The organism is Actinomycetospora sp. NBC_00405, from assembly GCF_036044095.1.
GTDB lineage: Bacteria > Actinomycetota > Actinomycetes > Mycobacteriales > Pseudonocardiaceae > Actinomycetospora > Actinomycetospora callitridis.
In genome coordinates this window covers 489131-503287 of record NZ_CP107938.1, presented here as the reverse complement: position 1 = coordinate 503287, position 14157 = coordinate 489131, and the positions used below count along the sequence as shown (strand labels likewise).

The window sequence follows — 14157 nt, the reverse complement described above, 5'->3', positions numbered from 1 at the left end:
GATGCTGCGGGCGCGGCGCCGGACGTGGCGCACCGGGGTTCCCCGTCGGTCCCTGGTGGCCGTCGTCGTCGCGCTCGTGGTGCTGGTGCCGCTCGGGTGGATGTGGTCCGGCAGCCTCGTGCCCGCCTCGTACTCCGTGGCGGACATGGGGACGCCGGACCTCGGCGGCGGCCCCGCCCCCGGGGACACCGCCGGGGACCACGCGATGCACGGCATGGCGGGGATGGCGGGCCCGTCGGTGGACGCCCTGCGCGAGCCGCCGGGTCCGGCCGACATCGACGTCACGCTCGTCGCGCGCGGCGGGCGGGTGACGCTGCCGTCGGGGCGCGTGATCGACGGCTTCACCCTCAACGGCACGACGCCCGGCCCGGAGATCCGCGCGGTGCAGGGACAGATGGTGCAGGTCCGCCTGGTCAACGAGAACGTGGCCGAGGGCGTCACCCTGCACTGGCACGGCTACGACGTGCCCGCGGGTGACGACGGTGTCGCCGGCGTGACCCAGGACGCGGTGCCGATCGGCGGCTCGTTCGTCTACCGGTTCCGCGCCGACCAGGCCGGGACGTACTGGTACCACTCGCACCAGGTGGCGGACCCGCAGGTCCGGGGCGGGCTCTTCGGCGCCCTCGTGGTGACGCCGACCGACGGGCTGGGCGACACCGGCGACGTCACCGCGGTGACCCACGTCTACGAGGGCCGCCGCACGGTCAACGGCCTCGAGGGCGACGTCCCGGTCGCGGGCGTCCCGGGTACGCGGGTGCGCGTCCGCGTCGTGAACACCGACAACGGCCCGGTCCAGGCGTGGGTCGGCGGCGCGCCCTACCGGCTGGTGGCGATCGACGGCCACGACGTCGACGCCCCGACGCCCACCACCGACTCGCTGTCGGTCACGGCCGGGGCGCGCGCCGACCTCGAGATCGACCTGCCAACCGACGGTGCCGGCGTGCGGGTCGAGATCGGCGGGGCCTCGGCCGTGACCTTCGGCCGGCCGCTGCCCGTGACGCCGCGCCCGGCCCGCGACCTGGACCCCATCAGCTACGGGACCCCCGCCGCCCTGGCCTTCGACCCGGACGCCGCGACCCGGCGCTTCGACTACGTCATCGGCCGGCGACCGGGCTTCATCGACGGGACGCCGGGTCTGTTCTGGACCGTCAACGGACACATGTGGCCCGACGTGCCGATGTACGTGGTGCGCACCGGCGACGTCGTCCGCATGCACATCGACAACCGCAGCGGCGAGCTGCACCCCATGCACCTGCACGGGCACCACGCCGTCGTGCTCGCCCGCGACGGCGTGCCGGCCACCGGCAGCCCGTGGTGGGTCGACAGCCTCGACGCGCAGGACGGCCACACCTACGACATCGCGTTCGTGGCCGACAACCCCGGGCTCTGGATGGACCACTGCCACAACCTGACCCATCCGGCCGAGGGGCTCATGGCGCACCTCATGTACGACGGGGTGACGACGCCGTATCGCGTCGGTGGCGACAGCCACAACGACCCGGAGTGAACCACCCGTCCCACGGGGGGATACTGGCCGGTAACCACGCGGTCCCCCGGAGGGGACCTCCGGAGGTGACCGACCGATGAGCGCTCCCCCTGCCGAGACCGGCACCGCCACGTCCCGGGCCGAGTCCTGGACGACGACCCGGATGGACTCGTGGGTGCCGGAGTACGCCACCCGGTGTGCCGAGGCCGTGGTCCACGCCCTGGACCTGCTCGACGGCGACGACGTCGAGACCGTGCCCGACACGACCGGGCCCGGGTTCACGCTGAACGTGCTCGCCGACCCGCCGCCGCCCGTGCGCGCGCTGCACTGGACGCCGGACACCGGATGGACCGTCACCGGCGATGCCGCCTCGCGGCGGGCGCCACGCTGGTCGCCGCTGCCGCTGGCGGCCGACGCCGATCCCCTGGAGCTCTGCGAGGCGCTGGCCTGAGCACCCCCGGCTCGCCTGCACCGACCACGGCCGGGCGCATGTGCCGGTGCGGGCCCCTCGTCCGCACCGGCCGCCCCGGAGTCGGAACGTACCGGGCGGTCCCCTCGGCGGAAAGGTCGTCGCCGCGAGCCCGACTGCGCAGCGGCGTACGCACAATGACGTACAGCGTCACCCGCACGGGTGGCCCTAACCTCGCTGGTCGACGCCCGTCATCGACGGGCACGGGGGAGGCATGATGCAACGCCGGGGCCACGATCACCTGATCCACGAACCACGCATCCGCCGGGTCCCCCGCAGGCCGGCGACGCCGAGCACGCCCGCGCCGCGCCACGAGGAGCCGGCTCCGCGGGTGCCCGCGCCCCGCAGCCCCCGCGACGAGGACCGCGCGACCGCCTAGGCCTGGCTCCCCGATCGGCGCAGCGGGCCGTCCTCGTCCGGCCGAACCGGACCGTGTGCGGTCGGTGCCCGGTCCGTGCTCGATACGGGAGAAGCGTCGGTCAGCGGTGGTGACCGCGCGCCCGACCGCGGGGACGGTCGTCGTCCCGGTCGTCGTCGCCGTCGTCCGCGCGCGCCTGCGCCCGCCAGCGGTCGAACCAGCGGTCCCAGGCCTCGGCGGCCCGGGCGTCGGCGTCGCGGGAGCGCCGCGTGGTGGTCGACGTGGACTCCGAGGCCTCCGACGACGAGGCCACGTCCTCGACGGCCGAGGCCCGGGACGACGACGTGGTGGTCGTGGTGGGCTCGGGGCCGGCGGGGATCACCGGCGGCGCCGCGATCGGTACCGGGGCGGCCAGGGGCGTCGCGCCGACCTCGGGCGCCGCGATCGGCAACGGGTCCGACGTGTTCGTCGCCGCCGCCACGAGCCCCGCCGCGCCCAGCATCCCGACCAGGCCGGCGCCGACGGCGGCGACCCTGCGCGAGGGACGGAAGCGCGTGGCGCCCGCTCCCTCGTCGACGGACGTGGCCGCGCGGGTCCGTGCCCGGGAGGCGGCGAGGGCGGCGGAGACGGCCGCCGGGACGGCGATGGGCCCGGTGTGGGACTCGTCGGTCTCCGGCTGGCGATCGGATGGCCGGGAATCGAACGCCCGGGCGTCGCTCGCGACTCGGACGGCAGGAACCGACCCGGAGGGCGCCGACAGCCCGGCCAGCGCCGTGATCGCGGGCACCGGGCCGGACGCGGGCGTCCCGGCCAGGGCGGCGAGCATCCGCGCCGCCTCCGCGGCGCTCGGCCGCCGCGTCGGGTCGTGGTCGAGCAGGCTGCGCAGCACGGGCGTGAGGTCACCCGCGCGGCGGGCGGGCTGGACGTGCCCGGTGGCGACCCGGGAGAGCACCTCGAGGGCGTTGCCCCCGTCACCGGCCGGCGGCGCGCCCTCGAGCGCGGCGTAGAGCGTCGCGCCGAGGGAGAAGACGTCCGCGGCCGCGGTGGCGATGCCGCCACGGGCCAGCTCGGGCGCCATGTAGTGGGGCGTGCCGGCGACGAGCTGGTCGGAGGTGCCCGGGTCGGTGTCGACGACGGCGATGCCGAAGTCGGTGACCGTGACGACGTCGTCGTGGCCGATCATGATGTTGGCGGGCTTCACGTCGCGGTGGACGATCCCGCGGCCGTGCATGGCCCACAGGCCGTCGGCGACCTGCGCGCCGATGGCGGCGACCCGGGCCGGCGGCAGGAGACCCTCGCGGTCGAGGAGGTCGGCCAGCGACGGCGCGGCCACGTACTCCATGACCAGGCAGACCTCGCCGTCCAGCTCGGTCATGTCGAAGATGGCGGCCAGCCGGGGGTGGTGCAGCCGTGCGGCCACGCGCCCCTCGCGGTGCGCCCGGTCGCGGATCTGGCGGGCACGGGACTCGTCGAGCGCGTGGCCCCCGTGGAGCCGCTTGATCGCGACGTCGCGGTCCAGCAGCTCGTCGTGGGCCCGCCACACGGAACCCGATCCGCCCCGCCCCACGGGCGCGAGCAGCAGGTAGCGGCCGGCGACCCGGCGTCCGGGCTCGATCGTGGCCCGGGCGTCCCAGATGGCGCTCGGCACCGAGGTCGGTGTCGACATGCCCCTCCCCTCTGCTCCGTGACCGTGTATCGCGGGCCGTGACCGTTCCGTTACCGAGCGATCCGGGTCCGGCCGGACGTCACCCGTTCGTGTCCGGCGGCATCCTCGCCGACCTCCGCCGCGCGACGCCGACCGCCCCACCCGGCGCCGCCGCCCGCCCCGGGGCCGACGCTGTGACCTGGGCCATGCCGCCTGCGGTGCGCGGGGACACAGCGATCACTACCCCGACAAGACCGCAGAGTCGGTACCGTCGGTACCGCGTACTTCAAGTACTCGATTCGACGCGGAGGTCACCGCCGTCATGGCGATTTCGGACATCAAGGAGTTCACGCACCTGAGCGAGGCCGATGTCGCGGCCATCGGACGTGAGTTCGACGCGATCCGCCGCGACGTCGAGGCGTCGCGCGGTGCGGACGACGCCGCGTACATCCGCGGCGTGATCAAGCTGCAGCGCCGCCTCGAGATCGGCGGGCGTGTGGCGCTCGTCGGCAGCATCCTGCCGCCCCTGTGGCTCGCCGGCACCGCCGCCCTGGCCGCCTCCAAGATCATCGAGAACATGGAGATCGGCCACAACGTCATGCACGGCCAGTGGGACTGGATGAACGATCCGGAGATCCACTCGGCCGTCTGGGAGTGGGACAACGTCTGCCCCTCGGAGCAGTGGAAGCACTCCCACAACTACCTGCACCACACGTACACGAACGTCATCGGCAAGGACAAGGACGTCGGGTACGAGATCCTGCGGGTCTCGTCCGACCAGCCGTGGCACCCGTACTACCTGGGACAGCCGCTCTACAACGCCCTGCTGATGTTCCTGTTCCAGTGGGGTGTCGCGCTGCACGACCTCGACATCGACGGCGCCGCCAAGCTCGACGCCGACCCCGAGGAGATGAAGGCCAAGCTCCGCCAGATCGGGCGCAAGGCCGGCAAGCAGGCGGTGAAGGACTACGTGTTCTTCCCGGCCCTGTCCGGCCCGTTCTTCCCGGCGACGATCGCGGCCAACGCGACGGCGAACCTCGTCCGCAACGTCTGGTCCTACGCGATCATCTTCTGCGGCCACTTCCCCGACGGCGCGGAGGTGTTCACCGAGGAGGAGCTCGAGGGCGAGACGTGGGGCGAGTGGTACCTGCGCCAGCTGCTGGGGTCGGCGAACTTCACCGGCGGGAACCTCATGCACCTCATGAGCGGGAACCTCGGCTACCAGATCGAGCACCACCTGTTCCCCGACCTGCCGTCGAACCGCTACCCAGAGATCGCGGAGAAGGTGCGCGAGATCTGCGCCCGCTGGGACCTGCCCTACACGACGGGCCCGTTCCCGAAGCAGTTCTGGCAGTCGACCCGGTCGATCTGGAAGCTCTCGCTGCCGGTGGCGGGCGAGCTCAAGCGCTTCGTCGACCGCCTGACCGGCCGCGAGAAGCCGGTCGCCCCGGCCGACGTCCCGGCTCCCCGTACCGAGGTCTCTGTCGAGGAGCCGGTCGCCGCCTAGCCCTGTGAGCGACATTCACGGCTATGGCCGTGAATTTCGCTCACGTGGGGTCAGGCCGCCGGGTCGACGACCACGAAGTCGTCGGGCATCGGGCGGCCGCCGAGGTGGGCCTCGAGCATCTCGCGGACGCCCTCGGCGATCCTGGCCTGCGCCTCCTGCGTCATCCCCGAGCAGTGGATGGTCATGGCCTCCGAGCCCTCGGGCAGCGAGCGCCAGGGGTGGTCGGCCGGCGCCGGCTGGGGGTACCAGGTGTCGCCGGCGTAGCCCGCGAGGTGCCCCGACCCGATCGCCTCGACCAGCGCGTCCCGGTCGACGATGGCACCGCGGGCGGTGTTGACCAGCCAGGAACCGGGCTTCATCGCCGTCAGCCGCTCCGGGCCGAACAGCGCCTGGCTGCCCTCCATGAGCGGCAGGGCCAGGCAGATGACGTCCGACTCGGCGACCAGGGTGTCGAGGCGGGCGTACCGCACGCCCAGCGAGGCCTCCTCGCCCGCCGAGCGCCGGTGGTTGGCGTAGTAGAGCATTCGCACGTCGAAGCCCTTGAGCCGCAGCGCGGTGCGGGCGCCGATGGCCCCGAGCCCCACGATGCCGACGGTCTTGCCCTCCAGGTCGTGCGCCGGCCCGGCGATCTTCGCGACGTCCCACCCGCCCTCGCGGGCCTCGGTGTGGGCCGGCACGAAGTTCCGGACCAGCGCGAGGATCTGCAGGACGTTGTGCTCGGCGACGCTGACGACGTTGCTGCCGGTGACCTCGGCGACGGTGACGCCGTGCTGCTTCGCGGTCTCGGGGTCGGTGTGGTCCGAGCCGATGCCCGCGGTGATCACCAGCTCGAGGTTCGACGCCTTCGACAGGCGCTCCTCGTCGAGGTAGACGGGCCAGAACGGCGTCGTGATCAGCACCTCGGCATCGGAGAGCTCGGCGTCGAGCCCCTCGCCGGTGTCGGTGGTCGTGACCAGCTCGTGGCCGCGCTCCGACAGGAACTCGCGCAGCCCGAGGGCCCGATCCGCACTGGCGGGGACGTCGACGTCGACGGCGTCGGACGACGGGTAGGACACGTAGACGACCTTCATGGGGGCGGCTACCCGCCGCCCGCGACCGATATCGGTGCTGCCTGCCTCAGCCCGGCAGCGTCTCGCCGCCGATGGGCGCGAGCACCTCGCCGGTGTAGTACGACGACATCCGGTCCGACGCGAAGAACACGAAGGACGGCGCGATCTCGTCGGGCGAGGCGGCGCGACCCATGGGGGCCTGGGCCCCGAAGGAGTCGACCTTCTCCTCGGGCATCGTCGCCGGGATCAGCGGGGTCCACACGGGACCGGGCGCGACGCAGTTGACGCGGATGCCGCGCGGCAGCAGCACCTGCGCGAGCGAGTACGTCAGCGCGTGGACCGCACCCTTCGTCGCCGAGTAGTCGATGAGCGACTTGTTGCCGCGCAGCCCGTTCACCGAGCCCGTGTTAATGATCGCGGAGCCCTCCCCCATGTAGGGCAGCGCGTCCTTGGTCACCCAGAAGAAGCTGTGGATGTTCACGTCGAACGTGCGGGCCCACTGCTCGTCGGAGAGCTCCTCGAGCGACCCGACCGTCTCCTGGGTGGCCGCGTTGTTGACGACGATGTCGAGCCCGCCGAGCTCGTCGGCGGCGCGCTCGACGGTGCGACGGCAGTGGTCACGGTCGGCGAGGTCGCCGGGCAGGCACACGCAGCGACGGCCCCGGGCCTCCACGAGCTTCTTCGTGTGGGACGCGTCGTCGCCCTCGTCGAGATAGGCCAGCGCGACGTCGGCGCCCTCCTCGGCGAAGGCGACGGCCACGGCGCGCCCGATGCCGGAGTCGCCGCCGGTGATCAGCGCCTTCCGGCCGGCCAGCAGGTCGCGCCCCACGTAGCCGGTCATCTCGTCGTTCGGCTCGGGGTCCATCGACCCGGTGCTGCCGGGGTAGGTCTGTTCCTGGGGCGGGGGCTGCTCGCTGCTCATGCCCGACGGTCTTGACGACGACGGCCGTCCCCGAAACGTGCGGGTGCGCTCGTCAGCGCAGGCTGGCGATCTTGTCGAGCACCGTCCTGCGGTTCTTGGTGCGGCGCTCGTAGGCGTCGACCTTGCCCAGATCGGTGGCCGAGAGCCCCTCGAGCCTCGCGGTGACGTCGCCGACGTTCAGGTCGTCGTAGTCCTTGATCGGCAGGTCGTCCTCCACCGACACCGCGCCCTTGGCCTCGCCCTCGGCGGTCTCGGCGCCGGGCACCTTGCGCGCCTGGTCCGCCGCGGTCCCGGCCACGCTGCCCAGGCCCGACCCGAGCCGCTCGAGCAGCGCGGGGAAGGCCGTGGCGAGCTCGCGGGTGAACGACGCCTGGGCGCGTGCGAAGGCCTGCACCCACTCGGCCGTGCGGTTGCCGGCGGCCTCCTCGGCCTCGGCGACGTTCTCGAGCAGCTCCTTGTACGCGCGCAGCGACTCCTCGCCGCCCTGGCGCGCGCGGCTCATGATCTGTTCGTTCAGGCCGCGGACCTGCTCGACGACCTGCTCGACCTTCTGGTTGCCCGCCATGACTCCTCCTGGGGATGTGTGCCTCGCTGCACAAGCAGACGCTCGTTTCCCGGACAGGGGTGTCCCCCAAACAGATCAGCGCCGTCAACGTTCCGGGGGCGGACGGGTCGCCGCGCCGCCGGCTGTTCCGACGGCCGGTACGTGTCGTGTGACGGGGCTCCCATCGACACCTACAGTGGTGACGACGACGACATCGTCGGTGAAGGAGATCTCCGCATGCGCACTCGTAGGCCCCGCCACGTCCGGCTGACCGAGCCCCTCGTCCGCGAGAACGGCGAGCTGCGGCCGGCGAGCTGGGACGAGGCGCTCGAGCGCGCCGCCGCGGGTCTGCGCGGCGTGCCCGCCGACGCCTTCGGGATGTTCAGCTGCTCGAAGGCCACGAACGAGATGAACTACGCCGCGCAGAAGTTCGCGCGGGTGGTGATGGGCAGCAACAACGTCGACAGTTGCAACCGCACTTGACACGCTCCCAGTGTCGTCGGTCTGACGACGGTGTTCGGTGCCGGCGGCGGCACCTCCGCCTACGTGGAGGCGGAGCACGCCGACCTCATCGTGCTGTGGGGCTCCAACGCGCGGGCGACCCACCCGATCTTCTTCCACCACGTGCTGCAGGGCATCCGCCGCGGCACCCGCATGTACTCCGTGGACCCGCGCCACACCTCCACCGCGCAGTGGGCCGACGCCTGGCTCGGGCTCGACGTCGGCACGGACATCGCGCTGGCCAACACGATCGGCCGCGAGATCATCCATGCCGGCCTGGTGAACGAGGCGTTCGTCGAGCGCGCGACCACGGGGTTCGAGGAGTACCGGGCGACGGTCGAGCCGTACACGCTGGAGCGCGGCGAGGAGATCACCGGCGTCCCGGCGGGGACGATCCGCGAGCTCGCGCACGCCTACGCCCGCGCCGACCGCGCCCAGATCTGCTGGACGCTCGGCATCACCGAGCACCACAACGCGGCCGACTACGTGTTCGCGCTGATCAACCTCGCGCTGCTCACCGGGCACGTGGGCCGCTACGGGTCCGGGCTGGTGCCGCTGCGCGGGCAGAACAACGTCCAGGGCGGCGGTGACATGGGCTCCATCCCGGCCAAGCTGCCGGGCGGCTACGACATCCACGACGAGGCCGCCCGCGCCCGCTTCGCGTCGGTCTGGGGCACCGACGACTACCCGCGCGAGCCCGGGATGCACCTGTCCCAGATGTTCGAGGCGATGGAGCGCGGCGAGCTCAAGGCCCTCTACTGCATCGGGGAGAACCCGGCGGAGTCCGAGGCCAACGCGACGCACGCCCGTCACATGCTCGAGGGCCTGGACACCCTGATCGTGCAGGACATCTTCCGCACGGCCACCGCGGAGCTCGCCGACGTCGTGTTCCCCGCGACGGCGGACTGGTGCGAGTACGAGGGCACGGTGACGAACTCCGAGCGGCGGGTGCAGCGCGTCCGCAAGGCGATCGACCCGCCGGGGCTCGCCCGTCCCGACACCCACGCCATCTGCGCGCTGGCCACGAAACTCGGGCACGACTGGGGCGAGCCCACCGCGGAGCAGGTGTGGGACGAGCTGCGCTCGGTGTCGCTCAACTGGCACGCCGGGATGAGCTACGAGCGCCTCGACGAGCTCGGTGGCATCCAGTGGCCGTGCCCGTCGCTCGACCACCCCGGCACGCCGCTCATGCACGCACGGCTCTGGGCCGACGACCCCGCCGATCGCGGGACGCCGGCGCCGTTCACCGCGGTCGAGCACGTGGCGCCCGTCGACGTCCTCGACGACGAGTTCCCGATCCGCCTGACCACCGTCCGGCTGCTCGACGCCTACAACTCCGGCGTGCAGACCGGTGGCTACGCCTCCCCCATGCGCCGGCCGGAGTCGTTGCGCATCGACGCGGAGGACGCCGCCCGCCTGGGCATCGAGAACGGCGAGCGGGTGCGCGTCGTGTCCCGTCGCGGCGCGGTCGAGGCACCGATCGGCATCGACGCGTCCCTGCGTCCGGGGCTCGCGTCGTTCACACCGCACTTCAGCGAGGAGGTCGACGTCAACGTGCTGACGAACGACGCGTGGGACCCGAAGTCGGGGACCTCGGAGTTCAAGGCCACCGCCGTCCGTGTCGAGAAGATCGACGCCAGGACGGCCGCCCACCCGCGCCCGCTGCCGGCAGCGGGGAGCTGACGGATGGACCTGCACCTCTCGCAGGCCGAGCCGACCGCCCTCGAGCGGGACGCCATCGACGGGGCGTTCGCCGGGCTCGCCCACCCGACGGTGCACGACGACCGGCCCACCCGCACGGCCCACGCCGGCCACGACGCGCGGGCCCGGCGGCACCTGCTGCTGCCGGTGCTGCACGCGGCGCAGGACGCCACGGGGTGGATCTCCGAGGGCGCGCTGAACCACATCGCCCGCACGTTGTCCGTGCCGCCCGCGGAGATCTACGGGGTGGCCACCTTCTACGCGATGTTCTCGGTCGAGCCGCGGGCGCCGCGGGTGGTCCACGTCTGCGACGACGTCGCCTGCGGCCCGTACGGCGGCGAGGACATCGCCACGGCGCTCACCGACGCGCTCGGTCCCGAAGGGACCGGGGAGGACGCCTGCTGGGTGCGCAGCCCCTGCCTGGGGATGTGCGAGCGCGCGCCCGTGGTGCTCCACCAGCGCGCCGACGAGCCCGACCTCAGCCAGGCCCCGGCGGCCGCCGACGACGTGCTGGCCACGACGCGGGCGGCCGCTGCCGGGGCCGCCGACCAGGCCGACGCCGCCTTCGGCGACACCCGGGTCAGCGCGCCGCAGACCGGGCCGGGGGGCACGCTCCCGGGCGGGGGCCCGCTGCGGCTCCTGCGCCGGGTCGGCGTCGTCGACCCGGGGAGCCTCGACGACTACCGGGCCCACGGCGGGTACGCGGCGCTGCGCCGCGCGATCGACATGGGTCCGACGCGGGTGATCACCGAGCTCGAGGACTCGTCGCTCACCGGCCGCGGCGGCGCCGCGTTCCCCACCGGCGTGAAGTGGAAGGGCGTCGCCGGCGCTCCCGAGCGCCCGCACTACCTGGTGTGCAACGCCGACGAGTCCGAGCCCGGGACGTTCAAGGACCGCGTGCTCATGGAGGGCGACCCGTTCGCGCTCGTCGAGTCGATGACGATCGCCGGCTACGTCACCGGCGCGCACGTCGGCTACCTCTACATCCGCGGCGAGTACCCGCTGGCCACCCGCAGGCTCATCGCCGCGATCGACGCCGCCCGCGCCCGCGGCTATCTCGGCGAGGACGTGATGGGTGAGGGCTTCGCCTTCGACATCGAGCTGCGCCGGGGCGCCGGGGCCTACATCTGCGGCGAGGAGACCGCGCTCCTCGAGTCGATCGAGGGGTTCCGCGGCGAGCCGCGCAACAAGCCGCCGTTCCCCAGCGTGTCCGGGCTGTTCGGCAAGCCGACGGCGATCAACAACGTCGAGACGCTCTACAACGTCCTCGAGGTCCTCAGCATCGGCGGGCAGTCGTTCGCCGAGGTCGGCGGCGGGCGCTCCACCGGCTCCAAGCTGTTCTGCCTGTCCGGGGCGGTCGGCGCGCCGGGCGTCTACGAGGTCGACTTCGGCACCACGCTGCGCCAGCTGCTCGACCTCGCAGGCGGCGTCCGGGGCGAGCTGCGCACGATCCTGCTCGGCGGCGCGGCGGGCGGGTTCGTCATGCCCGAGGACCTCGACGTCGTCCTCACCCTCGAGGGCGCGCGCGACATCGGCGCGACGCTCGGGTCGGGCGTCGTCCTCGTCTTCGACAGCCACGCCGACCTCACCGGCACGCTGCGGCGGATCGCGGCCTTCTTCCGCGACGAGTCGTGCGGCCAGTGCGTGCCGTGCCGTGTCGGCACCGTGCGCCAGGAGGAGGCCCTGGCCCGCCTGGAGCGCGACGCGCCGATCGGCTCGCGGGAGACCGAGATGGCGCTGCTCGAGGACCTGGCGCGGGTGATGCGCGACGCCTCGATCTGCGGCCTCGGCCAGACCGCGCCCGCCGCGATCACGTCGGCGCTGCAGCTCGGGCTGCTCGACCGGCCGAGCACGAATGGGGCCCGCAACGGAAAGGTGCCCACGTCATGACCACCACGGGCAAGGGACCGGCCGGACCGGGAGCGGGCTCGGGTGCGCCCGCCGGAGAGACGATCGACGGCGCCGACGAGGCCGTCGGCGGTGCTGCGGTGGGCACGGCCCTCGACGAGGGCCCGCCCCCCGGCGAGCGCGTCGACGGCGACACGAACCCACCCTCCCCGGTCGGGCCCACCGTGATCGACCCCGCCGCGCAGACCCGCACCACCGAGGAGCGCCTGAGCAGCGGTCCCGTGATGCTGGGGACGATCAAGCGACGGGTGACGCTGCAGCTCGACGGCCGCGAGGTGCGGGTACCGGAGGGCGCCACGATCCTCGACGCGCTGCACGACGAGGGGACGCCGGCCCAGGCCGACACCCCCACCCTGTGCTGGGCGCCGAACATGGACCCCATCAACGCGTGCCGGGTCTGCGTGGTCGAGGTCGAGGGCTCGCGGGCGCTCGTGCCGTCGTGCGCACGCAAGTGCGAGGACGGCATGGAGGTGCGCACCGACACCGAGAAGGTCCGCCACAGCCGGCGGATGGTGCTCGAGCTGCTCACGTCGTCGGTAGACATGGACCGCGCGAGCGCGGACGTGCAGCGCTGGATCCGCGAGTACGAGGTCGACGCGGCGCGCTACGGCCCGCCCGCGCCCCCGGCGGCCGCGGGCGAGCGCGACCGTCGCCACGCGGGGCACCACGACGCCCCGGACGGGGCCACCGCGGCCACCGTCCAGCAGCCGGTGAAGATCGACAACGAGCTCTACGTGCGGGACTACTCGCGCTGCATCATGTGCTACAAGTGCGTCAACGCCTGCGGCACCGACGCCCAGTTCACGTTCGCGATCGCCGCGGCCGGGCGCGGGTTCGACGCCCGCATCGCCACCGAGTTCGACGTCGACCTGCCCGACTCGGCGTGCGTCTACTGCGGCAACTGCATCGGTGTGTGCCCCACCGGCGCGCTCGTCTCGGTCCGCGAGCACGAGCTGCGCGAGGCCGAGGACTGGCACCCCGAGGAGGAGACCGTCACGACGACGATCTGCTCGTTCTGCGGGGTCGGCTGCAACCTCGAGCTGCACGTCCAGCAGAACGAGATCGTCAACGTGACGAGCCCGTCCGACCACTCCGTCACCCACGGCCACCTCTGCATCAAGGGCCGGTTCGGATTCCAGCACGTGCAGAACCGGTGACCCGGTGTCAGGAGACTGATCCGGGCGGTCCACCCACCCGGGTCGAACGGCCGAACTCGACCGGCCATCGGGGCCCAACGCCGTGGCGGCGCTGTCCCCCGGGGCCGCGCTACTGATTGGCTGCGCACAACAGGCCCGCCGACGAAGGAGGCCCACCGTGGCGAAGACGTCGCAGAAGACCGACGAGGTCCTGAGCGGCCTGCAGCAACTGATCGAGGCCGGACGTGTGGCCGAGGTCGAGCAGGTCCTCACCACCCTGATCGAGAGCGAGCCGGCGCAGGACCCGACCGTCGAGGAGCGCGAGACGCGCTCCTACGCCGAGGGCATGCGCGACGGGATCGCGCTCGCGCGGGGTCTGGCCGGCGACGCCGGCCAGGACGACTGACACCTGCGTTCCGAGCGGTCCACCCCGAGGCCGCTCCCTGCCTGGAGGACACACACCATGACCGCTGCGGCCGCCGTCGACGACCGACCGGCTCCGCAGGCCCCCGCAGTCGCGGAGGCCCCCCGGCCGACCGGGGAGATGCCCTCCGCCGGGGAGATGCCCTCCGCCGGGGACCGGCTCAAGCAGGTGGCCGTCGCGGCGCTCGACAAGCTGGCCGGCGCGGCCGTCGTCAAGGTGGAGGAGCTCTCCGACAAGCTCGGGGACATGGCCGCCGACGCCGTCTCGGGCACCATGCCCACGGGGGTGGGCGCGAACGCCCTGATCAAGGGCGTCCTCGCCAAGATGGAGGGCAAGAACCCGGTCATCGCCGCGCTCAAGGGTGCCTTCGGCGCGATGAGCACCGGCACCAAGGTGTGGCTGTCCCTCGCGCTGATCCTCCTCGCGGTCCTCTCCCCCGTGGCGCTGCTCGTGCTGGCGCTCGTACTGCTCGTCGCCGCGATCGTGGGGGCGGTCAAGGGCTGAGGG

The 14157-nt window shown here is 73.2% G+C and carries 12 protein-coding genes; 8 read left to right on the top strand and 4 right to left on the bottom strand.

Features of this window, described 5'->3' with window-relative positions; all coding sequences use genetic code 11:
• The first annotated feature begins 1 nt into the window (after window position 1).
• Window positions 2-1507 carry a multicopper oxidase family protein gene (locus tag OG774_RS02495; RefSeq protein WP_328306356.1) on the top strand — a complete coding sequence of 502 codons (1506 nt, stop codon included), beginning with the start codon at window positions 2-4 and terminating at the stop codon, window positions 1505-1507.
• Window positions 1508-1583: 76 nt separating this feature from the next.
• The gene (locus OG774_RS02490) at window positions 1584-1937 is read left to right on the top strand and encodes a hypothetical protein (RefSeq protein WP_328306355.1); all 354 of its coding nucleotides are present in this window, start codon (window positions 1584-1586) and stop codon (window positions 1935-1937) included.
• Window positions 1938-2434: 497 nt separating this feature from the next.
• Here OG774_RS02490 and OG774_RS02485 read toward each other — a convergent pair whose 3' ends face one another.
• Window positions 2435-3979 (bottom strand): serine/threonine-protein kinase, encoded by a 1545-nt coding sequence (locus OG774_RS02485; protein ID WP_328306354.1) that lies wholly within the window; start codon window positions 3977-3979, stop codon window positions 2435-2437.
• Window positions 3980-4280: 301 nt separating this feature from the next.
• On the opposite strand from OG774_RS02485, the gene OG774_RS02480 reads away from it, so the two are divergent.
• A complete protein-coding gene (locus tag OG774_RS02480; protein ID WP_328306353.1) occupies window positions 4281-5465 on the top strand; it encodes a fatty acid desaturase family protein in 1185 nt (394 codons plus the stop codon).
• A 50-nt stretch (window positions 5466-5515) separates the two neighbouring features.
• On the opposite strand, the gene OG774_RS02475 is transcribed toward OG774_RS02480, so the two are convergent.
• From OG774_RS02475 to OG774_RS02465, 3 genes are read right to left on the bottom strand one after another with little or no spacing between them, the layout of a single operon-like run.
• Window positions 5516-6535 carry an NAD-dependent formate dehydrogenase gene (locus OG774_RS02475; RefSeq protein WP_328306352.1) on the bottom strand — a complete coding sequence of 340 codons (1020 nt, stop codon included), beginning with the start codon at window positions 6533-6535 and terminating at the stop codon, window positions 5516-5518.
• A gap of 46 nt (window positions 6536-6581) precedes the next feature.
• Window positions 6582-7436, bottom strand: a complete 855-nt coding sequence (locus OG774_RS02470) for an SDR family oxidoreductase (protein ID WP_328306351.1) — start codon at window positions 7434-7436, stop codon at window positions 6582-6584.
• 52 nt (window positions 7437-7488) lie between these two features.
• Window positions 7489-8001, bottom strand: coding sequence for a hypothetical protein (locus tag OG774_RS02465; protein ID WP_328306350.1), 513 nt, complete (start codon window positions 7999-8001; stop codon window positions 7489-7491).
• 216 nt (window positions 8002-8217) lie between these two features.
• On the opposite strand from OG774_RS02465, the gene OG774_RS02460 reads away from it, so the two are divergent.
• From OG774_RS02460 to OG774_RS02440, 5 genes are all read left to right on the top strand, one after another.
• Entirely contained in the window at window positions 8218-10164 is a 1947-nt protein-coding gene (locus OG774_RS02460) for a molybdopterin oxidoreductase family protein (protein WP_328306349.1), read from the top strand.
• Window positions 10165-10167: 3 nt separating this feature from the next.
• Complete coding sequence (locus tag OG774_RS02455; protein WP_328306348.1) at window positions 10168-12072, top strand: NAD(P)H-dependent oxidoreductase subunit E; 1905 nt, start codon at window positions 10168-10170, stop codon at window positions 12070-12072.
• Window positions 12069-13247: a 2Fe-2S iron-sulfur cluster-binding protein gene (locus OG774_RS02450; protein ID WP_328306347.1), complete on the top strand. Its 1179-nt coding sequence runs from the start codon at window positions 12069-12071 to the stop codon at window positions 13245-13247. Before OG774_RS02455 ends, OG774_RS02450 begins: the two co-directional genes overlap by 4 nt.
• 157 nt (window positions 13248-13404) lie before the next feature.
• Window positions 13405-13632 carry a hypothetical protein gene (locus tag OG774_RS02445; protein WP_274195369.1) on the top strand — a complete coding sequence of 76 codons (228 nt, stop codon included), beginning with the start codon at window positions 13405-13407 and terminating at the stop codon, window positions 13630-13632.
• 57 nt (window positions 13633-13689) lie between these two features.
• A complete protein-coding gene (locus OG774_RS02440) occupies window positions 13690-14154 on the top strand; it encodes a hypothetical protein (RefSeq protein ID WP_328306346.1) in 465 nt (154 codons plus the stop codon).
• Window positions 14155-14157 lie beyond the last annotated feature (3 nt).